23 protein-coding genes are annotated in these 23,867 nt (G+C 71.0%); 8 read left to right on the top strand and 15 right to left on the bottom strand.

Going from position 1 to position 23,867, the window contains the following annotated elements:
- Window positions 1-54: 54 nt before the first annotated feature.
- Together ACIRU3_RS24020 and leuA are read right to left on the bottom strand one after the other, a co-directional pair.
- Entirely contained in the window at window positions 55-750 is a 696-nt protein-coding gene (locus ACIRU3_RS24020; RefSeq protein ID WP_404059632.1) for a TerB family tellurite resistance protein, read from the bottom strand.
- Window positions 751-935: 185 nt separating this feature from the next.
- Complete coding sequence (leuA, locus tag ACIRU3_RS24015; RefSeq protein ID WP_404059629.1) at window positions 936-2,657, bottom strand: 2-isopropylmalate synthase; 1,722 nt, start codon at window positions 2,655-2,657, stop codon at window positions 936-938.
- A gap of 332 nt (window positions 2,658-2,989) precedes the next feature.
- Between leuA and ACIRU3_RS24010 the strand changes: the two genes are divergently transcribed.
- From ACIRU3_RS24010 to ACIRU3_RS23995, 4 genes are all read left to right on the top strand, one after another.
- Window positions 2,990-4,060, top strand: a complete 1,071-nt coding sequence (locus ACIRU3_RS24010; protein ID WP_404059626.1) for a M4 family metallopeptidase — start codon at window positions 2,990-2,992, stop codon at window positions 4,058-4,060.
- A gap of 21 nt (window positions 4,061-4,081) precedes the next feature.
- Window positions 4,082-4,348 carry a protealysin inhibitor emfourin gene (locus ACIRU3_RS24005; protein WP_404059624.1) on the top strand — a complete coding sequence of 89 codons (267 nt, stop codon included), beginning with the start codon at window positions 4,082-4,084 and terminating at the stop codon, window positions 4,346-4,348.
- 127 nt (window positions 4,349-4,475) lie between these two features.
- On the top strand, window positions 4,476-5,789 hold the full coding sequence (locus ACIRU3_RS24000; RefSeq protein WP_404059622.1) for a GH1 family beta-glucosidase: 1,314 nt from the start codon (window positions 4,476-4,478) through the stop codon (window positions 5,787-5,789).
- Complete coding sequence (locus tag ACIRU3_RS23995) at window positions 5,786-7,039, top strand: MFS transporter (RefSeq protein WP_404059619.1); 1,254 nt, start codon at window positions 5,786-5,788, stop codon at window positions 7,037-7,039. Before ACIRU3_RS24000 ends, ACIRU3_RS23995 begins: the two co-directional genes overlap by 4 nt.
- Before the next feature lie 13 nt (window positions 7,040-7,052).
- On the opposite strand, the gene ACIRU3_RS23990 is transcribed toward ACIRU3_RS23995, so the two are convergent.
- A complete protein-coding gene (locus ACIRU3_RS23990; RefSeq protein ID WP_404059616.1) occupies window positions 7,053-7,946 on the bottom strand; it encodes an NAD-dependent epimerase/dehydratase family protein in 894 nt (297 codons plus the stop codon).
- Between the two features lie 123 nt (window positions 7,947-8,069).
- Here ACIRU3_RS23990 and ACIRU3_RS23985 point away from each other — a divergent pair, with 123 nt between their 5' ends.
- The gene (locus tag ACIRU3_RS23985) at window positions 8,070-8,924 is read left to right on the top strand and encodes a helix-turn-helix transcriptional regulator (protein WP_404059614.1); all 855 of its coding nucleotides are present in this window, start codon (window positions 8,070-8,072) and stop codon (window positions 8,922-8,924) included.
- A gap of 225 nt (window positions 8,925-9,149) precedes the next feature.
- On the opposite strand, the gene era is transcribed toward ACIRU3_RS23985, so the two are convergent.
- On the bottom strand, window positions 9,150-10,103 hold the full coding sequence (era, locus tag ACIRU3_RS23980) for a GTPase Era (RefSeq protein WP_404059611.1): 954 nt from the start codon (window positions 10,101-10,103) through the stop codon (window positions 9,150-9,152).
- A gap of 174 nt (window positions 10,104-10,277) precedes the next feature.
- On the opposite strand from era, the gene ACIRU3_RS23975 reads away from it, so the two are divergent.
- Both ACIRU3_RS23975 and ACIRU3_RS23970 read left to right on the top strand, forming a co-directional pair.
- Entirely contained in the window at window positions 10,278-11,597 is a 1,320-nt protein-coding gene (locus tag ACIRU3_RS23975; protein WP_404059608.1) for an ammonium transporter, read from the top strand.
- Entirely contained in the window at window positions 11,594-11,932 is a 339-nt protein-coding gene (locus ACIRU3_RS23970; RefSeq protein ID WP_404059606.1) for a P-II family nitrogen regulator, read from the top strand. The genes ACIRU3_RS23975 and ACIRU3_RS23970 overlap by 4 nt, the downstream gene beginning before the upstream one ends.
- Here ACIRU3_RS23970 and ACIRU3_RS23965 read toward each other — a convergent pair.
- The 5 genes from ACIRU3_RS23965 to ACIRU3_RS23945 all read right to left on the bottom strand — a co-directional run bounded on the left by ACIRU3_RS23965 (window position 11,826) and on the right by ACIRU3_RS23945 (window position 16,380).
- Entirely contained in the window at window positions 11,826-12,845 is a 1,020-nt protein-coding gene (locus ACIRU3_RS23965) for a WxL protein peptidoglycan domain-containing protein (RefSeq protein ID WP_404059603.1), read from the bottom strand. The two genes, ACIRU3_RS23970 and ACIRU3_RS23965, sit on opposite strands and share 107 nt — an antisense overlap.
- A 94-nt stretch (window positions 12,846-12,939) precedes the next feature.
- On the bottom strand, window positions 12,940-14,268 hold the full coding sequence (locus tag ACIRU3_RS23960; protein WP_404059601.1) for a beta-xylosidase: 1,329 nt from the start codon (window positions 14,266-14,268) through the stop codon (window positions 12,940-12,942).
- Between the two features lie 181 nt (window positions 14,269-14,449).
- Window positions 14,450-14,926, bottom strand: a complete 477-nt coding sequence (locus tag ACIRU3_RS23955) for a hypothetical protein (RefSeq protein ID WP_404059599.1) — start codon at window positions 14,924-14,926, stop codon at window positions 14,450-14,452.
- A 184-nt stretch (window positions 14,927-15,110) separates the two neighbouring features.
- Window positions 15,111-15,473 (bottom strand): cytidine deaminase, encoded by a 363-nt coding sequence (locus ACIRU3_RS23950; protein ID WP_404059597.1) that lies wholly within the window; start codon window positions 15,471-15,473, stop codon window positions 15,111-15,113.
- Window positions 15,474-15,501: 28 nt separating this feature from the next.
- Entirely contained in the window at window positions 15,502-16,380 is an 879-nt protein-coding gene (locus tag ACIRU3_RS23945; RefSeq protein ID WP_404059594.1) for a helix-turn-helix transcriptional regulator, read from the bottom strand.
- A gap of 93 nt (window positions 16,381-16,473) precedes the next feature.
- Between ACIRU3_RS23945 and ACIRU3_RS23940 the strand changes: the two genes are divergently transcribed.
- Window positions 16,474-17,895, top strand: a complete 1,422-nt coding sequence (locus ACIRU3_RS23940; RefSeq protein ID WP_404059592.1) for an MFS transporter — start codon at window positions 16,474-16,476, stop codon at window positions 17,893-17,895.
- Here the strand turns inward: ACIRU3_RS23940 and ACIRU3_RS23935 are convergent.
- The 6 genes from ACIRU3_RS23935 to ACIRU3_RS23910 all read right to left on the bottom strand — a co-directional run bounded on the left by ACIRU3_RS23935 (window position 17,880) and on the right by ACIRU3_RS23910 (window position 23,739).
- The gene (locus tag ACIRU3_RS23935) at window positions 17,880-18,899 is read right to left on the bottom strand and encodes a S66 peptidase family protein (RefSeq protein WP_404059589.1); all 1,020 of its coding nucleotides are present in this window, start codon (window positions 18,897-18,899) and stop codon (window positions 17,880-17,882) included. The two genes, ACIRU3_RS23940 and ACIRU3_RS23935, sit on opposite strands and share 16 nt — an antisense overlap.
- Window positions 18,900-18,942: 43 nt before the next feature.
- On the bottom strand, window positions 18,943-19,302 hold the full coding sequence (locus tag ACIRU3_RS23930; protein WP_404059586.1) for an MmcQ/YjbR family DNA-binding protein: 360 nt from the start codon (window positions 19,300-19,302) through the stop codon (window positions 18,943-18,945).
- Window positions 19,299-20,585 carry a hemolysin family protein gene (locus ACIRU3_RS23925; RefSeq protein WP_404059584.1) on the bottom strand — a complete coding sequence of 429 codons (1,287 nt, stop codon included), beginning with the start codon at window positions 20,583-20,585 and terminating at the stop codon, window positions 19,299-19,301. The genes ACIRU3_RS23930 and ACIRU3_RS23925 overlap by 4 nt, the downstream gene beginning before the upstream one ends.
- A gap of 16 nt (window positions 20,586-20,601) precedes the next feature.
- Window positions 20,602-21,099, bottom strand: coding sequence for an rRNA maturation RNase YbeY (gene ybeY, locus ACIRU3_RS23920; protein WP_404059582.1), 498 nt, complete (start codon window positions 21,097-21,099; stop codon window positions 20,602-20,604).
- A gap of 15 nt (window positions 21,100-21,114) precedes the next feature.
- The gene (locus tag ACIRU3_RS23915) at window positions 21,115-22,185 is read right to left on the bottom strand and encodes a PhoH family protein (RefSeq protein ID WP_404059579.1); all 1,071 of its coding nucleotides are present in this window, start codon (window positions 22,183-22,185) and stop codon (window positions 21,115-21,117) included.
- A 429-nt stretch (window positions 22,186-22,614) separates the two neighbouring features.
- Complete coding sequence (locus tag ACIRU3_RS23910) at window positions 22,615-23,739, bottom strand: carbohydrate kinase family protein (RefSeq protein ID WP_404059960.1); 1,125 nt, start codon at window positions 23,737-23,739, stop codon at window positions 22,615-22,617.
- Window positions 23,740-23,867: the final 128 nt, after the last annotated feature.

The raw sequence follows: 23,867 nt of genomic DNA, 5'->3' as shown, positions 1-23,867 counted from the left end.
GTTGGGCGGTACTGCCACGGGTGTCCGGGGGGCGCCCTTACTCCCCGGGGAGTATCAGGACGGAGTGCGCGCGGCGGCCAGCAGCCTGGTCACGTCGGTGGCGCAGATGGTGAGGGCCGCGCCGATCGTGGCGAGGACCTCGCGTTCCGCGGGTGTGTAGGGGCCGTCGGCCAGGGCGATGCGCGCGGCCTGCAGGAGCAGGGACTCGCGGCCGCCCGGGGCGAGGTGCGGGGCGAGCGGGTCGAGCGCCTCGTGGAGTTCTATGGCGAGGCTCGTGCCGCACGGCCCGCCGAGGACCCGTCCGGTGTCGGCGGCGAGGGCCTCGACCAGGGCGGCCAGCTGGTCCTCGGTGCAGTCCTCGAAGCCGGCGGCGCGGACCGCGCCGGCGGCCGCCTCCAGGGCCGTGCGGGAGCAGGTGCCGCCCGCGGCGAGGACGGCGAGGGCGACGGTGTGCACGGCGTCGCGGAGCATCGCCGAGAAGCGGCGGGTGGTGGGATGGTCGAGGACGTCGGTGCCGAAGTGGTGGCGGCAGGACGCGCACTCCACGACCGGCCCGGTCGCCCCGCGCGGCAGCACCGGCACCCCGAGGAGTGTGAAGCGCCGGCGGCCGGTCAGCCGCTGGTAGTTGCGGTCGCCTCCGCAGCCGGGGCAGAAGAACTCGCCGTCTCCCACGGGCGTCCATGCGGTGCGGGTGCCCAGGATGCGCACAGCCCTGGTGGCACGGTCGTCTCGTCCCCGTACTGGCAGCACGTCGCACCTCCGTAATGACGCGGCAACATCGCCGCGCTGGCGTGATGTTAGCCACATCACGGAGGCTGAGTCAGTACCTCGTACGAGACCTTTCCGTGACCTGAGGGGTCCGATGGCCGATAAGTGACGGGGCCCCGGCCGCCGTATACAGCGGTCAGGGCCCCGAAAGTGCCGGTCAGCGAGGGTCAGCGGGTCGCGCGGTTCACCGCGGAGACGACGGCCTTCAGCGATGCACGCGTCGTGTTCGCGTCGATGCCGATACCCCACAGAACCTTGTCGTCGATCGCGCATTCGATGTAGGAAGCGGCCTGCGCGGAGGCGCCCTCGCTCATCGTGTGCTCCTGGTAGTCCAGCAGGCGTACGTCGATGCCGATGGACTGCAGGGCGTCGAAGAAGGCCGAGATCGGACCGTTGCCGGAGCCGGTCAGCACCGTGTCCTCGCCGTCGACGGTGGCCTCGACGGTCAGCGTGTCCACGCCGTCGGTGTCCGTCGTGGACTGGCCCGTCCTGACCTGGATACGGCCCCACGGGTTGTCCGGGTTCGGCAGGTACTCGTCCTGGAAGACCGACCAGATGGCGCCGCCGGTGACCTCGCCGCCCTCGGCGTCCGTCTTGGCCTGGATGAGCTTGGAGAACTCGATCTGCATCCGGCGCGGCAGGTCCAGCTTGTGGTCGTTCTTCAGGACGTAGGCGATACCGCCCTTGCCGGACTGCGAATTGACGCGGATGACGGCCTCGTAGGAGCGGCCGACGTCCTTCGGGTCGATCGGCAGGTACGGGACCGCCCACTCGATGTCGTCGACGGTGACGCCCCTGGCGGCCGCGTCGGCCTCCATCGCGTCGAAGCCCTTCTTGATGGCGTCCTGGTGGGAGCCGGAGAAGGACGTGTAGACCAGGTCGCCCACGTACGGGTGGCGCGGGTGGACCTCCATCTGGTTGCAGTACTCCCACGTACGACGGATCTCGTCGATGTCGGAGAAGTCGATCTGCGGGTCGACGCCCTGGGAGAACAGGTTCATGCCCAGGGTGACCAGGTCGACGTTGCCGGTGCGCTCGCCCTGCCCGAACAGACAGCCCTCGACGCGGTCGGCGCCGGCCATCAGGGCCAGCTCGGCGGCGGCGACGGCGGTGCCGCGGTCGTTGTGCGGGTGGATCGACAGGACGACGTGCTCGCGGCGGGTCAGGTTGCGGCCCATCCACTCGAAGCGGTCCGCGTGCGTGGAGGGGGTCGAACGCTCCACCGTGGCGGGCAGGTTGAGGATGATCTCGCGGCCCGGACCCGGCTGGTAGACGTCCATGACCGCCTCGCAGACCTCCAGGGCGAAGTCCAGCTCGGTGTCGGTGAAGATCTCCGGCGAGTACTGGTAGCCGAACTCGGTCTCCGGGCCCAGCAGCTTCTCGGCGTACTCCATCACCAGGCGGGTGCCGTCCACGGCGATCTGCTTGATGTCGTCCTTGGAGCCGCGGAAGACGACCCGGCGGAAGACCGGGGCGGTGGCGTTGTACAGGTGGACGGTGGCCCGGCGGGCGCCCTTCAGGGACTCCACGGTCCGTTCGATCAGGTCCTCGCGGGCCTGGGTCAGTACGGAGATCGTGACGTCCTCGGGGATCGCGCCCTCTTCCTCGATGATCGAGCGCACGAAGTCGAAGTCGGTCTGGCCGGAGGCCGGGAAGCCGACCTCGATCTCCTTGTAGCCCATCTTGACCAGCTGGTCGAACATCCGGCGCTTGCGCTCGGGCGACATCGGGTCGATCAGGGCCTGGTTGCCGTCGCGCAGGTCGGTGGAGAGCCAGCGGGGGGCGACGGTGATGCGCTGCTGAGGCCAGGTGCGGTCCGGGATGTCGACCTGCTCGTAGCGGCCGTACTTGTGGATCGGCAGGGAACTGGGCTGCTGGCGGTTGGCCATGATGCGGGGGCTCCTTGGGAGGTGTCCGGAAGGACGGCCGACGACGCAACGCCAAGCTCCGCGGGGAGGGAGTCGGCCTCGACTACAGGCCCTCGCCGCGGCAGCTAAGAAGGAGCAGCCCGAAACGCATGATGCTCCGCATGCTAGCCGAGCCGCTCCGGCCGCGAGGGCATGTATCAGTATGCGGGACCGCAGGAACAAAATGGACAAAAAGTGCGCTATACCACGTCGACTACACAGGGCGAGTCCGGCGTCACCGTATTGTCACCGTATTTCACCAATCATGGTTGCGCGTAGTGACAGCGGCATGACTCAGTGCAAGGGTGCCGGGCATGACCACCAACGGGGGCTTCCAGCCCGTCTTCTGCACGATCGTGCCGCCGCACGTCCTCGACAAGCTCGCCCGGAACGAGGACCCGGCGCTCTCCGGCCCTGCCCGCCGGTCCCTGGCGCACGACGCCTACCAGCGCACCCACCGCCGTCTGACCACGGTGATCGGCGCGCCCACCGTCGCCCCGCCCGCCACAGCCGCGGCCGACCAGCCGCACCGCACCATCTACGACGCCCGCCATCAGCAGGACCTGCCCGGCACGAAGGTCCGCGAGGAGGGCTCCGAACCCGGTTCGGACGCCACGGTCAACCGCGCCTACGCGGGCCTCGGCGCCACCTTCGAGCTGTATCTGAAGGCGTACGGACGCAACTCCATCGACGGCGAGGGCCTGCCGCTGGACGCGAGCGTGCACTTCGGGAGGGACTACGACAACGCCTTCTGGAACGGCGAGCAGATGGTGTTCGGCGACGGCGACAACGAGATCTTCCTGGACTTCACCATCCCGGTGGACGTCATCGGCCACGAGCTGACCCACGGCGTCACACAGCACACCGCCAACCTGGCCTACTTCGGCCAGTCCGGCGCGCTCAACGAGTCGCTCTCCGACGTCTTCGGCTCGCTGATCAAGCAGTACGCGCTCGGCCAGACCGCCGCCGAGGCCGACTGGCTGATCGGCGCGGGCCTGCTCGCGCCGCGCGTCACCGGCACCGCCCTGCGCTCGATGAAGGCGCCGGGCACGGCGTACGACGACGACGTCCTCGGCAAGGACCCGCAGCCGGCGACCATGGAGGACTACGTCCACACCAGCCGCGACAACGGCGGCGTGCACATCAACTCGGGCATCCCGAACCACGCCTTCTACCTGACGGCCACGACCATCGGCGGCCCGGCCTGGGAGAAGGCCGGGCAGATCTGGTACGACACGCTGACCGGCGGCGAGCTGAAGGAGGACGCCCAGTTCACGGACTTCGCCACGCTCACCGTCAAGGCGGCCCGCGAGCGGTACGGCGCCGGCGACGAACTCCAGACCGTGCAGAAGGCCTGGGAGCAGGTAGGGGTGCGGACGCTGTAGTTCCGTACTAAACACGGACCCATGCGTATCCAAGTGCGGCGCACGGGCGGTTTCGCGGGCATCGAGCGCCGGGCCGAGGTGGACACCTCGGGCCGGCCCGACGCCCACGAGTGGCACACCCTGGCCGAACGCGCCCTCGCGTCCGGCCGGGGCACCCGTCCGGCCGGAGTCCCGGACGGCTTCAGCTACGAGATCACGGTGGACGGCCGGACGGTGTACGCGGCCGATCCCCGACTGACCGCGGAGCAGCGGGAGTTGATCTCACGGGTCTTGAAGGAAGGCGCCTAGGCCACGCCTGGCCCGGTCGTCGGGCTCCCGGGCGCGAGTCCGGCGACCGGGCCCGGAGCAGAGCCGGGAGCCTCACTTCACGCCGGGGCGTTGACTTACGTTACCGGGGGTAAGGATGATCCCGGCCATGGCGACTGATGCAGGCGATCCGATACCCCGCTTCCCGGCCGGCTTCCTGTGGGGTGTCTCGACCTCGGCCCACCAGATCGAGGGTGCGGCCGACGAGCGCGAGCCGTCCGTGTGGGACGTGTTCACGGCCGAGCCGGGGCGGGTGAAGGACGGCTCGACGGCGGCACTGGCCTGCGACCACTACCACCGCTACCGGGAGGACGTGGCACTCCTCGCCGGCCTCGGCGTGGACGCGTACCGCTTCTCCGTCTCCTGGCCCCGGGTGAACTCCCCCGGCGGCCTGGACTTCTACGACCGTCTGGTGGACGAGCTGTGCGCGGCGGGCGTACGGCCCGTGCCCACCCTCTTCCACTGGGACCTGCCCGCCTCCCTGGACTGGCTGGAACGGGACACGGCGGCCCGGTTCGCCGAGTACGTGTCCGTGGTGGCCGAACGCCTCGGCGACCGCGTCACCAAGTGGATCACCCTCAACGAACCCGCCGAACACACCCTGCTGGGCCACGCCCTGGGCGCCCACGCCCCCGGCAAGCAGTTGCTCTTCGACGCCCTCCCGGTCGCCCACCACCAGCTCCTCGCCCACGGCCTCGCGGTACGGGCCCTGCGCGCGGCCGGTGCGAGGGACATCGGCATCGCCAACTCCCACGGCCCGACCTGGCCGGCCTCCGAGGAGCAGGCGGACCTGGATGCGGCGGGCTTCTACGACATCCTCCTGAACCGGCTGTTCGCCGAGCCGGTCATCCTGGGCGAATACCCCGCGGGCATGGGCGACCTGATGCCCGGGGACGTCGAGGCGGACCTGAAGATCATCTCCGAACCGGTCGACTGGTACGGCATCAACTACTACGCGCCGACGAAGGTGGGCGCACCGCAGGGCACGGAGATCGAGTTCGGCGGCCTGACCATGCCGGCCGACCTTCCCTTCTCGGTCCGGGAGATCGAGGGCCGCCCGGTGACGGACTTCGGCTGGCCGGTCGTCCCGGAGGGGCTGACAGAGCTGCTCACGGGTTTCCGCGACCGGTACGGCGACCGGCTGCCGCCGATCGTCATCACCGAGAACGGATGCTCGTACGAGGGCGTCGACGACCAGGACCGGATCGCCTACCTGGACGGCCATGTCCGGGCCCTGCACAAGGCGTCGGAGTCCGGAGTGGACGTGCGCGGCTACTTCGTGTGGTCCCTGATGGACAACTTCGAGTGGGCGGAGGGCTATGCGCGCCGCTTCGGCCTCGTCCACGTCGACTACGCGACCCGGAAACGCACCCCGAAGGCCTCCTACCACTGGTTCCAGGACGTGCTGCGGGCGCAGAGATGACCACCGCCCGCGCCTCGGCCGCCCTCGCCGAGCCCGTCGAACGGGTCGGCCGGGGCTGGACGGCGGCCCTGTCGCTGGCCAACGGGGCGATCTGGGTGGGCTGGTTCGGCCCGCTGCAGATCCTGCTCGCCTCCCAGGCGGGGGACTTCGCGCCGGGCTCCGGGATGTCGAAGGAGACGATGCTGGCGTGGGTGACGGGCGCCGGTGCCGCGGTCTCCCTGCTGGCGAACCCGTTCTTCGGCGCGCTGTCGGACCGTACGACGTCGCGATGGGGCCGTCGCACCCCCTGGATCGTGGCGGGTGCGACGGGCGGCGCCCTTTCCCTGCTGCTGCTCGCGGGAGCGGACGGCCTGTGGACGATGGCGCTGGGATGGTGCCTGGTCCAGCTGACCCTGAACGCGGCCTTCGCGGCGGTCACGGCGGCGGTGCCGGACCGGGTGCCGAGACTGCAACGGGGCCGGGTGGGCGGCTGGTTGGGGGCGGCGCAGATCCTCGGGGTGGTCGGCGGGACCGGCCTCGCGACGGCGGCCGGAGGCACCGGGGCGGGCTATGCGGCCTGCGCCGTGTTCACCGTGGTGGGCGTGGTCCCGTACGTGTGGCGCTACGAGGACCTGCGCCTGACCGCGGGCGACCGGCCGACCCGGTCCTGGCGGACCTTCCTCGCGGGCTTCTGGCTGAGCCCGCGCCGCCATCCGGACCTGGGCTGGGCGTGGCTGACCCGCTTTCTGATCAACCTCAGCAACTCGCTGGTCCTGCTGTACCTCCTCTACTACCTGCGGGACCGCCTGCACCACTCCGACCCCGACCAGGGTGTCCTGATCCTGACCGCGGTCAACGGTCTGACCCTGATGGCGACCGTCGTGGCGGGCGGGGCGTGGTCGGACCGGGTGGGCCGGCGCAAGCCGTTCGTGGTGTGGTCGGGCGTACTGATGGCGGTGGCGACGGCGGTCCTGTCCGGCTGGCAGACCTGGCCGGGCGCGATCGTCGCGTCGGCGGTTCTCGGGATCGGCTTCGGCGTGTTCACCTCGGTCGACTTCGCCCTGATGACGGACGTCCTGCCGAAGGCGCTGGACCGGGGCAAGGACCTGGGCGTGATCAACGTCGCCAACGCCCTGCCGCAGGTGGCGGCCCCCGCGCTCGCCGCGCCCATCGTGACCTACCTCGGCGGCTACCGGGTGCTGTACCTGGTGGCGGCGGCGGTCGGGCTGGCGGGGGCGGTGCTGGTGGGCCGGATCCGCGGGGTGGACTGAGCGGTTCTGCCGGTCACAGGGCTCCGGCGTCGCGGGCGGACCAGACGGTCGGGAAGTGCGGCCGGAAGCCGAGCTCCCGGCGGATCCGCTCGGCGGACATGATCCCGAACCACGGGTCGGGGTCCGTGCGGGTGTACAGGCCGGCGGGGACCTCGACGCCGTTGAGCTGGTGCAGCTCGACCGCTGTGACGGGGGCGTCGTCGTTGATGTTGTAGATCCGGCTGCCGGTCCCCGGCGCGTGCAGAAGGCGCAGCAGGCCCTGGGCGACGTCCGCGTGGTGGACCATCTGCAGCCGCTGGGCCGCCGCCCAGCCCGACGCCCACCTCAGGGACTGGGCCAGGTGCGGATCGCCCTCGCCGTAGACGAAGGGGAGCCGGCCGACGCGCACGTCCAGGCCCGCCAGCCCGAGCAGTTCCCGCTCGGCCCGCGCCTTCGACTCGGCGTACGCGCCCCACATCTCGCCGCCCGGCCGGCTCTCGTCCTCCTCGGTCAGCGGGCGGCCCCGCCCCAGGCCGTACACGTTCCCCGTGCTGACCTGCACGAAGCGCTGTACGCCCGAGGCCAGTGCGGCGCGGCCCAGTGCCACGGCCGCGTCCCGGTTGACGGCCCACGCCTCCTCGTCGGGCACCCCGCGGAAGGACGCGGCGACGTTCACGACCGCGTCCGCTCCGGCCACCGCCCTGCCGAGCGCGTCCGAGTCCCGGAGATCCCCGAGGACGACGTCGGCGCCCAGCTCCGCGAACCGCTCCCCACGGGCGGCGTCGCGCACCAGGATCCGCACCCTCCCCCACTCTCGGCCTCGCCCGAGCGGGGGGACCCCCATCCCCGCCCGGGTCTGCGCCAGCAGCCTCGGTACGAAGCGCCGGCCGACCTGTCCCGTCGTACCCGTCACCAGTGTCACCGTCATCATCTGCTCCTCACGATCGGGTGCCACCACCGTCGGACGGAGCCGGGACGGGCGGGAGAGACCCGTCGATCAGGGGATCGGCAGTCCCTGGATAAGCCGGGCGGGCTGCTCCACGCTGGAGGGGTGAACCGGACCGAACTCGCCGACTTCCTGCGTCGTGGCCGTACCCGCCTCGACCCGTCCGACGTGGGCCTCGCTCCCGGCGCCCGCCGCCGTACCCCGGGCCTGCGCCGCGAGGAGGTGGCATCGCTGGCCGGCATGTCGGTGGACTACTACACCCGCCTGGAACAGTGCAGGGGCCCGCGGCCGTCGCGCCAGATACTCGCCTCGCTGGCCCGCGCCCTGCGCCTGACCGACGACGAACGGGACCACCTCTTCCACCTGGCGGGCGAGGAGCCGCCGCGCCCGGGGGCGACCTCCGCTCATGTGCGCCCGGGTCTGCTCCTGGTGCTGGACCGACTGCACGACACACCGGCCCAGGTGGTGACGGACTGCGGCGAGGTGCTGGCCCAGAACGCGATGGCGAAGGCCCTGTCCGGTGACGCCTCGGCCCGTCCGCCGCACGAGCGCAACCTGATCCGCCGCTTCTTCCTGGACCCGGCCGCCCGCGCCCTCTTCCCGCCGGAGGACGGACCCGGGCACGCCCGCGCCCAGGTGGCGAGCCTCCGCGCGGTGACGGCCGCCCGCCCCGACGATCCCGAACCGGCGGTTCTGGTGGCCGAACTACGCGCCGCCAGCGAGGAGTTCGCCCGCCTGTGGGAGGAACACGAGGTGGCCGTCCGGCAGGCCGCCACCAAACGCTTCCAGCACCCGGTGGTCGGCCTCCTGGAACTGGACTGCGAGGTCCTCCTCCACCACGACCACCACCAGCTCCTCGTCATCCACACGGCCCGCCCGGGCACGGAGTCCTACGAGAGGCTTCAGCTGCTGAGGGTGGTGGGCTTGCAGGACATGTCCCCGCAGGGGGCTGTCGGCTAGGGCCTGTCCGGCGGTACGACCCTAGAACCCCAGCTTCCGCAACTGCTTCGGATCCCTCTGCCAGTCCTTCGCCACCTTCACATGCAGATCCAGACTGCATCGACACGCGGCTACCGCCACCCGGCCGACGCGCCCAACAGCGCCTCGATGCACATGCGGGACGCGAAACAGCCCCCGGACGGCAAGCCCTCGGCCGACCAGGTCGGGCGCGGCCAGCAGAAGACCCTAGAACCCCAGCTTCCGCAACTGCTTCGGATCCCGCTGCCAGTCCTTCGCCACCTTCACATGCAGATCCAGGAAGACCGGTGTGCCCAGCAGCGCCTCGATGTGCTTGCGGGACTTGATGCCGACCTCCTTCAGGCGCTTGCCCTTGGGGCCGATGATGATGCCCTTCTGGCTCGGGCGCTCGATGTAGACGTTGGCGTGGATGTCCAGGAGCGGGCGGTCCGCCGGGCGGTCCTCGCGCGGGAGCATCTCCTCCACGACCACCGCGATGGAGTGCGGCAGCTCGTCGCGGACACCCTCCAGGGCGGCCTCGCGGATGAGTTCCGCGATCATGACCTGCTCGGGCTCGTCCGTGAGGTCACCCTCGGGGTAGAGGGCCGGGCCCTCCGGCAGCAGCGGGACGATCAGGTCGGCCAGCAGGCCCACCTGCTTGTCGCCGACCGCCGACACCGGCACGATCTCCGCCCACTCGAAGCCCAGCTCCTTGGCCAGCTGGTCGATGGCGATCAGCTGCTCGGCGAGGGTCTTGGAGTCGACCAGGTCGGTCTTGGTGACGATGGCGACCTTCGGGGTCTTCCGGATCCCGGCCAGCTCCTTGGCGATGAAGCGGTCGCCCGGGCCGAGCTTCTCGTTCGCCGGCAGGCAGAAGCCGATCACGTCGACCTCGGCCCACGTCGTCCGCACGACGTCGTTGAGCCGCTCACCGAGCAGGGTGCGCGGCTTGTGGAGCCCCGGGGTGTCCACCAGGATCAGCTGGGCGTCGGGCCGGTGCACGATGCCGCGCACCGTGTGCCGCGTCGTCTGCGGCTGGTTGGCGGTGATCGCCACCTTCTGCCCGACCAGAGCGTTCGTGAGGGTGGACTTGCCCGCGTTGGGACGGCCCACGAAGCAGGCGAAGCCGGCACGGTGGACGGTCTCGGCCGGCTTCTCGGATGACTGACTGCGAACGCTCATGGCGACCATTCTCCCTGATCCACGAGACCGTGCCGTACCAGTGGGGAGCACCGCTTCTCCGCGTGAGCTTTCGGAAACCCGCACGCAACGAAACGTCACGGAAACACACCCGTACGCAACCGGAAATCCACACCGGTGACCCTCTGACGAGCCACCACACCGTTGGAGACGCCCGTGACCCTCGCCGCAGCGCACGTCGACACCGGCGACACCGCCTGGCTGCTCGCCGCCACCGCCCTCGTCCTGCTGATGACTCCGGGCCTGGCCCTGTTCTACGGCGGCATGGTCCGCACGAAGAGCGTCCTCAACATGCTGATGATGAGCTTCGTGTCGATCGCCCTCGTGACGGTGGTGTGGCTCGTGGCCGGCTACTCGCTCGCCTTCGGAGACGATGTCGGCGGCGGGCTGATCGGCGGGCTGGAGCACGCCGGCATGAGCGGGCTCGGCCCGGACAGCGTGCACGGCTCGGTCCCCACGCTGCTCTTCGCCACCTTCCAGCTCACGTTCGCGATCGTCACGGCCGCCCTGGTCAGCGGCGCGGTTGCCGACCGGACGAAATTCTCGGCCTGGCTGGTCTTCGTCCCGGTGTGGACCCTTCTCGTATACGTTCCGGTCGCCCACTGGGTGTGGGGCCCGGACGGCTGGATCCTCGACAGGCTAGGCGCCCTCGACTTCGCCGGCGGCCTGCCCGTCGAGATCACCTCCGGCGCCTCGGGCCTCGCCCTGTGCCTGGTCCTCGGCCCGCGCCTGGGGTTCAGGAGGGACGCCATGCGCCCGCACAACCTGCCCATGGTGATCCTCGGCGCCGGTCTGCTCTGGTTCGGCTGGTTCGGTTTCAACGCGGGCTCCGCGCTCGGCGCGAACGGCCTCGCCGCGGCCGCCTTCCTCAACACGCTCGCCGCCGGCTGCACGGGCCTGCTCGGCTGGCTCTTCGTCGAGCAGAGGCGCGACGGCCACCCGACCACCCTGGGCGCCGCCTCGGGCGCGGTGGCCGGCCTGGTCGCGATCACGCCCTCGTGCGGCACGGTCTCGCTGCTCGGCGCGCTGGTCGTGGGCCTGGCGGCCGGCGTCGTCTGCTCCTACGCGGTGGGCTGGAAGTTCCGGCTGAACTACGACGACTCGCTGGACGTCGTCGGCGTCCACCTGGTCGGCGGCGTCATCGGCACCCTGCTCATCGGCCTGTTCGCCGAGAAGGCGATGACCGGGGGCGCCGAGGGGCTGTTCTACGGCGGCGGGCTGGTTCCGCTCGGCAAGCAGCTGCTGGCCGTGCTGGCGGTCGCTGTCTACGCCTTCGCGGTGACGTACGGCCTCGGCAGGCTGATCGACCGGGCGATGGGCTTCCGGGCGAGCGAGGAGCAGGAGCACACCGGTCTGGACCTTACGGTGCACGCCGAGACGGCTTACGATCACGGGGTCCTGGGCCATGGCGCCCCGGTGTCCCACTCCGTCGCCGCCCAGAAGGCCCCCACCCAGAAGGTCGAGAGCCAGGAATGAAGCTCATCACCGCGATCGTCAAGCCGTACCGTCTGGACGCCGTCAAGACCGCCCTGCAGGAGCTCGGCGTGCAGGGGATGACCGTGACCGAGGCGAGCGGGTACGGCCGACAGCGCGGCCACACCGAGGTGTACCGGGGAGCCGAGTACCGGGTCGACCTGGTGCCGAAGGTCCGGATCGAGGTCGTGGTCGAGGACGCGGTCTCGGACGACGTGATCGACGCGATCGTCAGTGCCGCGCAGACGGGGAAGATCGGGGACGGGAAGGTGTGGGCGCTGCCCGTGGAGACCGTCGTACGGGTGCGGACCGGCGAGCGCGGCCCCGACGCGCTCTGACCAGCAGCACTCCGGTCACCACTCCGGCGACGAACACCAGCCCGGCGAGCAGCCACGGCAGCGCGAAGAAGGACGCGCTCGCCGACTGACGGGTGTCCTGCGCGCTGGCGGTCAGGGTGATGTCGCCCCAGTCGAGCTGGGGTGCGCCGTGCCAGGCCTCGGTGAGCCGCACCCGCTGCCCCGGCAGCAGCTCGGACGGGACCCGGGTCAGGTCGCGGTCGAGCAGCGTACGGCCGAACAGCCCGCGGGCCCTCAGCTCGACCTTGGGGTCGAGGGTGACGTTCCCGGTGTTGCGCAGGGTGTAGCTGATGGTCGCCGTGCTGTTGCCGATGCCGGGGACGAGCGGCTGGGGGTGGCTGATGTGCATGTGCTCGACGGAGATCGCGGGCAGTGTCGGCCCGCTGACCCGGAGATAGACGCGGGCGCCGACGGCCCGCTGCACGCCGAGCGCCAGCTTGCCGCTGCCGGGATCGATCCGTTCGTCAAGGGCGACGATCGCGCCCGGGTGGTCGCCGGGCTCGGCGCCCTGGGGCACCCGCAGCGTGAAGGGCACGGTGACGGTCTTGTGGCCGGGCACGGTGACGCGTGACGTGGCCGGTTTCGCCCAGGCGCCGACTCCCCGCATGTGTTCCTTCAGGGTGCGTACGGCGAACCCGCCGTCGCGCGCGGTGTTGTAGGCGTCGGCGGCGTACAGCCGGAAGGTGAGCGGTTCGCCTGTCTTGTTGGCGAGGGCGACCTTGTCGGTGAGGGTCTGGCCGGGGTCGGCCGAGAGGTAGAAGTAGGGGCGCGCGGCCACCTTCGAGGCGACCGGGTAGACGGACCAGCTTCCGTTGTCGGCGGCCCGCGCGGGGACGGCCGTCAGCCCGAGGAACAGGCCGAGGAGGCTCAGGAGGAGGACGTACGGCTTGCGCATGGGTGCGGACCTCCCATGGGCTCGGGTCGGGCGGTCGGGCGGGTGCGGCCCCGTGGTGCGGGGGGGCGCCCGGCCACCGGAGAAGGGGTGCGGGTCAGGTGAGGGTGAGGGTCAGGACGCCGGAGTACGAGCCCGGAGGCGTGAACGCCGGTACGTCCAGGGAGAGTCCGGCGTCGACGGTGAACTCACCGCCGGTGAGCGTGCCGTCGGAGGTCGACGCGAGGGTCGCTCCCGAGGTGCCCACCGTGCCCGTCGAACCGGCCTTGCAGGTGCTGGGACTGCCCGCCTTGGCCGCGCAGGCGGGGGTCCAGCTCAGCTTGCTCGCGTCGATCTTGGCGCCGGGACCGGTGAAGTCGGTGACCTTGCCGGTCAGGGACCAGCCGGCGGGTCCGCCGCGGAAGTCCTTGACGGTCACCGTCTGCAGGGCTCCGGTCGAGGCCCCGCCCTGGCCGAAGTCGACCGCCGACAGTGCGACGGCGTCACCGGCCTGCGACATGGACAGGGTGCCCGCCTTGACGGTGGCGGTCAGTTTCTGGCTGCCGGCCGGGACGGGCGTGTTGTCGTTGACGACGTAGGCCGCGGGGCCCGCGCCCTTGTCCGCGCTCCAGGAGCTGCCCTCGTAGGCCACGACCCCGGTCGTCGTCTTGTCGTTGACGACCAGCGAACCGCTGAAGGAGCCCTGGGCGTTCGCGGTCACGGTGGCCGTGTCCGCGGTCTGGTTGTCCCCGGCCCGCCCGGCCAGGGTGACGGCCGCACCCGGCGTGAAGTTGCTGCCGCTGACGGTGACACCGGCACCCTGGTCACCGGAGGCCGAACTCAGCGAGATGGCACGGGTGTTGGCCGGGGTCCCGTCGGTCGCCGTCACGGTCTGCGACACCGGGGCGGGCGGGTTGGTGACCGTGCAGGGGGTGTCCAGCTCCAGGATGTAGCTGGTGTGGATGTTGTAGTCGCCCGGCGAGAGGGTGATCTGGCCGGCCTTGGTGACGGTGAACGTGCCGGTCATGGAGAAGGACGGGAAGGGAGCCTTCCCCGGGACCGGGGTGTTCTTCTTCGGCCCGGCGACCGTGACGGACCCGGTCTGGGCTCCGCCGAGCGCGACCTTGCCGGTCGGGGTCATGATGTCGGCCGGCAGCGCCAGGTCGGTGGGGTTGCCGGCGGCGGGTGTGACCACGGTGTAGGTCACGGTGACGGTGTCGCCGACTTTCGGGCTGGCGTTGTCCACCGACACGTTCGCGGTGGTGGTGCCGTCGATCGGCGGAAGGCCTGAGACGGCGGGCGGGATGCAGTGCGTGGCGAAGTCCACGTTCGTACCGGCGGCACCGGCCGGACAGGCCAGCGCGCCGCCCGCGGTGACCGCGAGAGCGGTCGCCCCGAACAGTGACGCCCAGCGCCACCGTCGGGATCTTCGGGGTGTCGAACCCATGGGGCCCCCTCCTGAGGGTTGCGGGCGCAGCGGCTCATCTGCGCCGACAGGGGGCATTGATGTGGAGCCCGCGTGAGAAGTCAATGGAGATGCCGCAGAAAACTGACGGATCATCAGTTTCTGCGGCATCCCCGGGAGATCCGGCACTATCCGGAACAGATCGCTCAGTTCACTCGGTGACTCAGTCGAACACGAACGGGCCGGGTGACTGCTTGGCCGTCGCGGTGCAGGTCACATTGATTCCGAAGATCGTCATCTGCAGCGAGCCGCCGTACGCCTCAAGGCTGTCGCCCGAGGCCACGGTGCCGCTGAGCGGACCCGCGCTGACCGGGTCGCCGGCCGCCATGGCCGGGTTCTTCGTCCCGGTGAACACGGTGGTGCCGCCGCTCGCCTTGACCAGGGTGAGCTTGGAGGTGATGGAGTCCGCCGCCACCGCGACCGGCGCCTTGACCGCGGTGGAGGTGAGGGTGATGGTGGCCGAGGTGCCGCTCTGGGTGGCGGTGAGCGTGGCCGCACCGCCGCCGAAGATGCCGCAGTTCGCGTTGATGGTCGCCGACTGTGGGGTGACGGCGGCCGCGGTGGGCGCGAAGGCGAGGCCGGTGACCGCGAGGGCCCCGGCGACCAGCGCCGCACCTGTTGCTGTGCGCTTGCCTCTCATGGGGATCCGCTTCCCTTCCCTGTGGGGATGCCATGTGGGGATGGTCGGAAGGTGCGCCGACGAACGGCAGGCCTGAGCAGGTGAGTGCGGCACACTGCGGCGGCGGTGCGGATCTGACGGGTCGTCGGAACTTACGGTTCCATTGATGCGCGAGAGACGGGCGACGGCAAGGATGAAATCCGGACTACTCCGCAGCGCCGGCCGGGACCGTCTGCCGCACGGCTCCGTCGGGCCCGGCGAGCAGCACCGGTGTCCCGGCTCCCCCCAGGTCGGCCACGGCCGCCCGGTCCTCGGGAGCGACCGCCTCCGCCTCGCTCACCACCGCCGCCGCCTCCAGCGACTTCGCCCCGGACGCCACGGCCATGGCAACGGCGGTCTGCAGGGCACTCAGCTTCAGCGAAGCCAGCTGCACCGACCCGGCGACATACGTACGCCCGGTCTCGTCCCGTACGGCCGCCCCCTCGGGCACACCGTTGCGGGCCCGGGCGGAACGGGCCAGGGTGACGATCTTGCGGTCCTCGGGGTCGAGCGCGTTGCTGTCGGTCATGCCCCGAGCATACGGATCAGCGGGCCGCTCACCCCGCCACGGGGTACATCGCTCCTCGCCTGCCCTCCGGAGAAGCGAGCCACTCCAGCTTGGCCGCGGTGTTCGCCTCCTCCAGCGGGGTGTGCAGCACGATGGAGAGATCGGGCCGGGCCGGCACCTTCATCACCGTCGACTCCACGACCAGCAGCCCGACCAGTGGATGGTCCAGCTCCTTGCGGATCTGCCCCTGGTCCTCGATGTCCCGCTGCTCCCACATCGCCGCGAACTCGCTGCTCACCGCGCTCACCTCGGCGAGCACCGACTGGTACCCCTCGTCGTCCGGCCGCGCGGCACACGCGGCCCGGAACTGCGCGACGACCGTGCGCGCGTTCTCCTCCCAGCTCCTGCTCCGTGACCGGTACAGCGGGTCGGTGAAGAAGTCGACGAGGCAGTTCTGTGTGATGCCGGGCCGCATGCCGAGGACCAGAGCGGCCGCGTCGTTGTACATCACGCAGTTGTAGTACTGGTCCATGATGTGCGCCGGATACGGCATCCAGGTGTCGATCACCCGCCGCAGCCCGTCGCACATGTCCCGCTTCTCGGGCGCCACTTCGGGGGCGGGCGGGTTGAGCCCGGCAAGCGCGTACAGATGGCGGCGCTCGGCGTTGCTGAGTCTGAGCACCCGCGCCACGGAGTCGAGCACCTGCGGGGACACGGAGATGTCCCGCCCCTGCTCCAGCCACTGGTACCAGGACGCGCCCACCCCGGCGAGCACGGCGACCTCCTCCCGGCGCAGTCCGGGCGTTCGGCGCCGGGCCCCGCCGACCGGCAGACCGGCCTCCTCGGGGCTGACCCGGGCGCGCCTGCTCATCAGGAACTCCCGCAGTTCGCGCAGCCGATGGTTCTTCAGCTCATCCGCAGCAGCCACGTACCGATCCCCCTCGTCCCCGTGTCTGGTGGTGCCACCACCACCATAAGTTCTGACTCCCCACAGGTATTCCGTCCGCCGCAAGCTCTGAGCATGGCGATCGACACCACTCCAGAATCCACCACTTCCGTAGGCGAACCGCTCGGCACCCCCCGGCTCTCGACGCGTGACAGGCTCGTCCTCTTCGTCCTGTGCGCGGCCCAGTTCATGGTCGCCCTGGACTTCTCCGTCCTGAACGTGGCTCTGCCCGAACTCGGCACCGACCTCGGCATGAGCCGTTCCGCCCTGCAGTGGGCGGTCACCGCGTTCGCGCTCCCGTCCGGCGGCTTCCTGCTCCTCTTCGGGCGGATCGGCGACCTGTACGGCCGCCGGAAGCTGTTCCTGTCCGGCCTGGCCCTGTTCGGCGCGGCCTCGCTGCTGGCGACCCTGGCCTGGGACCCGGCGTCCTTCCTCGCCGGGCGCGCGCTGCAGGGCCTGGCCGCGGCGGCGATCGTGCCGACCGGCATGTCCCTGCTGACCACCACCTTCCCGGAGGGCCCGGCCCGGGACCGCGCCCTCGGCATCTCCGGCACGCTGCTGTCCCTGGGCTTCACGGTCGGCATGGTCGCGGGCGGTCTCCTGACCGACGCGTTCGGCTGGCGCTCCACGATGGCCCTGCTGTCCGTGTTCGCGCTGATCGTGCTGCCGCTGGCCCCGGGCCTGCTGCCGGAGTCCCGCACCTCGAACCGCCCACGCCTGGACGTGCCCGGCGCGGTCACCGTCACCGTGGGCCTGCTGTCCCTGATCTACGCCCTGTCCACGGCCGCCGACCACGGCTTCGGCCGCACCGATGTCATCACCGCACTGATCGCCGGACTCTTCCTGCTGACGGCGTTCACCGTGGTCGAGTCCCGCTCCGCCGCACCCCTGGTCTCGCTCCCCATGCTGCGCCGCCCCACGGTGGCGTGGGGCAACGTGGGCGGTCTGGTCACCTTCTCGATGATGTCGACGGTGATCTTCGTGCTGACCCTGTACCTGCAGGAGATTCTGCGCCTGTCGGCCTTCGAGACCGGCCTGGTCTTCGGCTTCCAGGGCGTGCTGTCGGCCGTCGCCGGCACGCTGGCCCCGAAGGTCATCGGCCGCTTCGGCGCCCGCCGCACCCTGGTCGGCTCGCTGACCGGCCAGGGCGCGCTGGTGGCCGCCCTGCTGCTCCTGAACGACCACAGCTGGTCGGTCTGGCTCGCCACGGCCGCCGTGTCCCTGGCGAGCATGTGCCACCTGGGCGCGATCATCTCGTACGGCCTCATCGTCACCTCCGGCGTCCCGGACGAGGAACAGGGCCTGGCCACCGGCCTGGTGACCTCCACCCAGCAGGTCGGCATCACGGTCGGCATCCCGCTGCTGGGTGTACTGGCCACCACCTCCGAGGACCTGCTGTCGGGCGTGCACACGGTCCTCGCCCTGGACGCGGTGATCGTCCTGGCCGCCGCCGTTCTGATCGGACTGGGCCTGCGCCGGGGTCAGTCCAGGACCTGAACGATCTCGCTCCGCGCGGCCGTGTGCACCACACGGCCGCGCGCGCCGTTGACCAAGGGCAGGGAGGGCGCCACATGGCCGCACTCGACGTCCGCGACGATCGGTACGCCCAGGGGGCCGAGGGCGTCGAGGACGGCCTCGTGCTGGGTGAGGGTGCGGCCGTCGGGGGCGTGGGTGCGGCCCACGAGGACGGCGCTCGCGCGGTCGAAGAAGCCGCCCAGGCGCATGCCGTGCAGGCCCCGGCAGATGGTGAAGGCGTTGTCCTCGCCGGCCTCGACGTACACGAGCAGCGGCTCGTCCCCGGCGAAGCGCGAGGTGTCGAGGTACGGCGTGCCCGCGAGGTTGACGAGGGTCTCGATGCAGCCGCCGATCAGCCGGCCCTCGACGTCCACGTCGCCGTCCGCGTCGAGCCGGGTCCAGGTGCCCTCGGCGTCCAGGGTGAGATCGCGGATCCCGGGGTTCCGGGCCCAGTCGTCCCAGCCGCCCGACCGGTGCCGGCCCGGCGGGGTCTGGGCGAACGGCTCACCCTGCGGCGCGGTCACGATGTCCAGCCAGGACAGCAGGCCCCCGGGCGTCCGGTACGGGGTGTCCATGAGGTTGTTGCCGTGGACGGTCGCGACGCCGGTCAGCAGGGTCAGCGGAGTGGCCACGGTCGACATGTCCGAGTAACCGACGACCCAGGTCGGCTCGGCCCGCCCGATCCGCTCGAAATCGAGCAGCGGCAGCAGATCGATCGCGGTCTCCCCGCCCCACGGCGGCACCACGGCCCGGATCGCCGGGTCGGTCAGCATCTCGGTCAGTTCGGCGGCGCGCTCGGCGGCCGGGGCGCTGAGGTGGCCCGAGCCGTCCATGCACCGGCCGACGACCACCTCGTACCCCCGCTCCTCCAGGTCGTGCACCGCCACCTCGAGGCGCCCCTGGAGCGCCTCGGCCACCCCGCTGGAGGGAGAGGTCACACCGATACGGTCACCGGGGCGCAGAGGGCGCGGGTATCGAACAGTCATGCGCGGGATTCTGACATGCGCTCAGTCGGCCGGGCCGGGAATTTCAGGGCCGGTCCAGCCGCAGCCGCTCCGCCTTCGGCAGGCCCGCCACGACCAGGTCGTACGAGTCCTCGATCAGCTCCTCGACCAGGCGGGCCGGAAGGCCGCCGTCCACGGTGACCGTGTTCCAGTGCCGCTTGTTCATGTGCCAGCCGGGGACGATCAGACCCTCGTGCTCGCCGCGCAGCCGGATCGCGTCCTCGGGGTCGCACTTGAGGTTGACCGTCAGAGGCCGGGCGTCCAGGCCCGTCAGGGCGAACATCTTGCCGAGGACCTTGAAGACGGAGGTCTCCGGATTGAACGGGAAGTCCTCCACGACCGCGTTGAAGGACAGGCAGAAGGCGCGCAGTTCCTTGGGGGTCACTCGGACTTCTCCTTCGGGGCCGGCTCCACCAGGACCGTGACGATCTTGTTCCGGCGTCCGGCCGCCGCCTCCGCCGTCAGCTTCAGCGTGCGCTCGTCGGGGAGTTCGACCTCGGCCGAGGCACCGGCGATGGGCACGCGGCCGAGCGCCTTGGCGAGCAGTCCGCCGACGGTCTCCACGTCCTCGTCGTCGTACTCCTCCAGGCCGTACAGCTCGCCGAGGTCGGTGATGTCGAGGCGCGCGGTGACCCGGTACCGGTCGTCGCCGAGGTCCTCCACGGGCGGGAGTTCGCGGTCGTACTCGTCGGTGATCTCGCCGACGATCTCCTCCAGGATGTCCTCGATGGTGACGATCCCGGCGGTGCCGCCGTACTCGTCGATGACGACGGCGACGTGGTTGCGCTCCTTCTGCATCTCGCGCAGCAGGTCGCCGGCGTTCTTGGTGTCGGGCACGAAGACGGCCGGGCGCATGGCCGTGGACACCAGGTCGTTCTCGGCGTCGCGGCTGATGTGCGTCTTGCGGACCAGGTCCTTCAGATACACGATCCCGACGATGTCGTCCTCGCTCTCGCCGGTGACCGGGATCCGGGAGAACCCGGAGCGCAGGGCGAGGGTGAGGGCCTGGCGGATGGTCTTGTACCGCTCGATGACGACCAGGTCGGTGCGCGGGACCATCACCTCGCGCACCAGGGTGTCGCCGAGTTCGAAGACCGAGTGCACCATGCGGCGCTCCTCGTCCTCGATCAGCGACTCCTTCTCGGCGAGGTCGACCAGTGCGCGCAGTTCGGCCTCGGAGGCGAAGGGGCCGCGGCGGAAGCCCTTGCCGGGGGTGAGCGCGTTGCCGATGAGGATCAGCAGCGACGGGATGGGGCCCATGATCCGGGCCAGCGGCAGCAGCACGTACGCCGCCACGGTCGCGGTGTTCAGCGGGTGCTGGCGGCCGATGGTGCGCGGGGAGACACCGACGGCGACGTACGACACCAGGACCATCACGCCGATGGCGACCAGCAGGGCCTGCCAGGTGGCCGTGAACTCCTGCAGGCAGGCATAGGTCACCAGGGCCGCGGCCGCCATCTCGCAGGCGACGCGGACCAGGAGGGCCACGTTCAGATAGCGGGTCGGGTCGGCGGCGACCTGCGCCAGCTTGGCGCTGCCGCGCCGTCCGGTGCGTACGGACTCCTCGGCGCGGAAGCTGGAGACGCGCGCGAGGCCCGCCTCCGCGCAGGCGGCGAGCCAGGCGACGACGACCAGTGCGATCGCACCGATGACGATCTGCGGACTCATACGAAGACCGGTCCCCTTACGAGACGGTCGGCGCCGGGGACGGCCCCGTCAGCCCCCGCTCGCCCCGCCACCCGTCCACGATGGCGGCCTGGAGCCCGAACATCTCGGCCTTCTCGTCGGGCTCCTCGTGGTCGTAGCCGAGCAGGTGCAGCACGCCGTGGACGGTGAGCAGCTGGAGCTCCTCGTCCATGGAGTGCTGCGTCGGCGCTTCCGTTCCCTGCTTGGCGGCGACCTCCGGGCACAGCACGATGTCACCGAGCAGCCCCTGCGGCGGCTCCTCGTCGTCCTTGGACGGCGGCCGCAGCTCGTCCATCGGGAACGACATGACATCGGTCGGACCCGGCAGGTCCATCCACTGGATGTGCAGCTGCTCCATGGCGTCGGCGTCCACGACGATCACCGAGAGCTCGGAGAGCGGGTGGATGCGCATCCGCGCGAGCGCGTAGCGGGCGATGTCGAGGATCGCCTGCTCGTCTACCGCGGTGCCGGACTCGTTGTTGACGTCGATCGACATGGTGGTGCCGTGTCTCTACTTCCCCTTGTGCCCGGACCGGCCCCGGCCGCCCTTGTGGGTGCCGTTCTCGGTGCCGTGCTCGCTGTCGTACTGCTCGTACGCGTCGACGATACGGCCCACCAGCTTGTGCCGTACGACATCGTGGGACGACAGCCGGGAGAAGTGCACGTCCTCCACGCCGTCCAGGATGTCCTGCACCTGCCGAAGACCGCTCTTGGTGCCGTTCGGCAGGTCGACCTGCGTCACGTCACCGGTGATCACGATCTTCGAGTCGAAGCCCAGACGGGTGAGGAACATCTTCATCTGTTCGGGGCTGGTGTTCTGGGCCTCGTCCAGGATGATGAAAGCGTCGTTGAGCGTACGCCCACGCATGTAGGCGAGCGGCGCGACCTCGATCGTCCCCGCCGCCATCAGCCGCGGGATCGAGTCGGGGTCGAGCATGTCGTGCAGCGCGTCGTACAGCGGGCGCAGGTAGGGGTCGATCTTCTCGTAGAGCGTGCCCGGCAGGAAGCCGAGGCGCTCGCCGGCCTCCACCGCGGGACGGGTCAGGATGATCCGGTTGACCTGCTTGGACTGCAGGGCCTGCACAGCCTTGGCCATCGCCAGGTAGGTCTTGCCCGTACCGGCGGGGCCGATACCGAAGACGATCGTGTGGTTGTCGATCGCGTCGACGTACCGCTTCTGGTTGAGGGTCTTGGGGCGGATCGTGCGGCCACGCGAGGACAGGATGTTCTGTGTCAGTACCTGGGCCGGGGTCTCCGGACCGTCACTCGTCCCGTTCTCGCTCGCCTTGAGCATGGCGATCGAGCGTTCCACTGCGTCCTCCGTCATCGGCTGCCCGGTGCGGAGCACCAGCATCATCTCGTCGAACACGCGCGAAATGAGGGCGACGTCCGCAGGGTCGCCGACCGCGCTGATCTCATTGCCCCGGACATGTATGTCGGCTGCCGGGAAGGCCTTCTCGATCACGCGCAGGAGGGAGTCGCCGGAACCCAGCACGGTCACCATGGGGTGCTGGGCGGGGACGGTCAACTGCGCTCTCGCCTGCTCCTGCGCGGGGGTGTGAGCTGTGGGTGTCTGAGTCATGGGCCGGCGCTTAAGGCCTGCGGTTCCTCCTCGTCACGGCCGCGTAGCTGAGGGCGGCCTCGCACTGTCCAGAGTACGACGGTGCACTGACAACGCCGTAGGGCTTTTCCGTACGGAGAGATCGGCTGGACGGTGAAGTCCTCGAACGTCTCCGTCCCCCTCACCCCCGTCCAGCCGTCGGCCGCCGTCATGAACGCGCCGACGTCCTGGGTCCGCGCCGCGCCGCCCGGCGTCGCCGTACCGGCCCCCTCCCCGTTCTCACCGTCCGTGCTGTACTCGCCGGTGTACGTCCGCCCCCCCCGCCGCGCTCCGTTCGACGGGCGTGACGGGGGCGTTCACGGGGGCGTTCACGGGGGCGTTCACGGGCAGCGGCAACCGGCGTTCGGCGCGGGAAAGTCGAGGGCGCTCAAGGACGAAGAGCCGTGCCGGTCACCCCGAGCGCCGGAAGCCGATCGTCGGCACCGCACGCCTGAGCGGCCACGGCCGGTCCAGCTCCTCCGGGACCAGCGGCTCCAAGAACGCGTACCGTCGCAGCGCGGCCGGATCCTGTCCCTCCACCGACTGCACCCGCCGCCACCACGCGCCGATCTCCGACCACCCCGGCGCCGAAAGCGAGCCACCGAACTCCTGCACGGACAGCGCCGCCGTGAGCCCCGCGAAGGCCAGCCGGTCCGCCAGCGGCCACCCGGCCAGCGTGCCGGTGACGAACCCCGCCACGAAGACGTCCCCCGCCCCGGTCGGATCCAGCGCCTCCACGCCGATCGCGGGCACCTCGGCCGTCTCGCCGGTACGCCGGTCCACCGCGTACGCCCCCTCGGCCCCGAGCGTCACCACCGCCACCGGCACATGCTCGGTCAGCGCACGCGCCGCCTCCCGCGGGCACCGCGCGCCGGTGTACCGCATCGCCTCCTCCGCGTTGGGCAGGAACGCCTCGCAGTGCCGGAGGTCGGTGAGGCCCGGCAGTTCCCAGGCCCCGGTGTCGTCCCAGCCGACGTCCGCGAAGATCCGGGTGCCCTCCCGTGCGGCCTCGGCGATCCAGGGGGCGCGCGTCCCGGGGGTGAGCGAGGCGACGGCCGCACGCGCGCGGGGAGGGAGGTCCGGTGCCGGCTCCTCCGGCGGCGGCTCGTGGCCGTGGGACACCATGGTCCGCTCGCCCTCGTAGGCCATGGAGACGGTCACCGGCGAGTGCCAGCCGGGCACCGTCCGCGAGGGGGTGAGGTCGATGCCCTCGCCCTGTTCCAGCGTGTCCCAGCAGTACTCGCCGTAGTGGTCGTCCCCGAAGGCCGCCGCGAGGGACGTGCGCAGTCCGAGGCGGGCGAGAGCCGTGGCCATGTTGGCGATCCCGCCCGGGCTGGAGCCCATCCCCCGGGCCCAGGACTCGGTGCCGCGCACGGGTGCCGAGTCCAGGCCGGTGAAGATGATGTCGAGGAAGACCGTGCCCGTGAGGTACACGTCCCAGGGCGGATCGCCCGGTGCGCGCAGCGCGGCCAGCGGGTCGACCTGGGCCTGGCAGCGCGCTGCCTGCGTGAGGTGCTCGGGTTCCTCTCCGGCGATCGTGCGGGACGGGGTCACGGTGCGCTCCCTGACGTGGTGCGGATCTGGCCAGTGTGCACCACATCCCCCAGGGGCAGCGCCGGTGGCACGGGCGCGCGGCCACCCGTGGGTCACCACCGGTCGCACCG

Source organism: Streptomyces sp. NPDC101151, assembly GCF_044768335.1.
Taxonomy (GTDB): domain Bacteria; phylum Actinomycetota; class Actinomycetes; order Streptomycetales; family Streptomycetaceae; genus Streptomyces.
This window is presented reverse-complemented; position numbering and strand designations above follow the sequence as displayed.

Coding starts and splice junctions, on each gene's coding strand:
- ACIRU3_RS23955 (WP_404059599.1), bottom strand. CDS start 14,926: ATGAGAGGCAAGCGCACAGCAACAGGTGCGGCGCTGGTCGCCGGGGCC.
- ACIRU3_RS24010 (WP_404059626.1), top strand. CDS start 2,990: ATGACCACCAACGGGGGCTTCCAGCCCGTCTTCTGCACGATCGTGCCG.
- ACIRU3_RS23995 (WP_404059619.1), top strand. CDS start 5,786: ATGACCACCGCCCGCGCCTCGGCCGCCCTCGCCGAGCCCGTCGAACGG.
- ACIRU3_RS23965 (WP_404059603.1), bottom strand. CDS start 12,845: ATGCGCAAGCCGTACGTCCTCCTCCTGAGCCTCCTCGGCCTGTTCCTC.
- ACIRU3_RS24000 (WP_404059622.1), top strand. CDS start 4,476: ATGGCGACTGATGCAGGCGATCCGATACCCCGCTTCCCGGCCGGCTTC.
- ACIRU3_RS23935 (WP_404059589.1), bottom strand. CDS start 18,899: ATGACTGTTCGATACCCGCGCCCTCTGCGCCCCGGTGACCGTATCGGT.
- ACIRU3_RS23960 (WP_404059601.1), bottom strand. CDS start 14,268: ATGGGTTCGACACCCCGAAGATCCCGACGGTGGCGCTGGGCGTCACTG.
- ACIRU3_RS23925 (WP_404059584.1), bottom strand. CDS start 20,585: ATGAGTCCGCAGATCGTCATCGGTGCGATCGCACTGGTCGTCGTCGCC.
- ybeY (WP_404059582.1), bottom strand. CDS start 21,099: ATGTCGATCGACGTCAACAACGAGTCCGGCACCGCGGTAGACGAGCAG.
- ACIRU3_RS23970 (WP_404059606.1), top strand. CDS start 11,594: ATGAAGCTCATCACCGCGATCGTCAAGCCGTACCGTCTGGACGCCGTC.
- ACIRU3_RS23950 (WP_404059597.1), bottom strand. CDS start 15,473: ATGACCGACAGCAACGCGCTCGACCCCGAGGACCGCAAGATCGTCACC.
- leuA (WP_404059629.1), bottom strand. CDS start 2,657: ATGGCCAACCGCCAGCAGCCCAGTTCCCTGCCGATCCACAAGTACGGC.
- ACIRU3_RS23940 (WP_404059592.1), top strand. CDS start 16,474: ATGGCGATCGACACCACTCCAGAATCCACCACTTCCGTAGGCGAACCG.
- ACIRU3_RS24005 (WP_404059624.1), top strand. CDS start 4,082: ATGCGTATCCAAGTGCGGCGCACGGGCGGTTTCGCGGGCATCGAGCGC.
- ACIRU3_RS23915 (WP_404059579.1), bottom strand. CDS start 22,185: ATGACTCAGACACCCACAGCTCACACCCCCGCGCAGGAGCAGGCGAGA.
- ACIRU3_RS23990 (WP_404059616.1), bottom strand. CDS start 7,946: ATGACGGTGACACTGGTGACGGGTACGACGGGACAGGTCGGCCGGCGC.
- era (WP_404059611.1), bottom strand. CDS start 10,103: ATGAGCGTTCGCAGTCAGTCATCCGAGAAGCCGGCCGAGACCGTCCAC.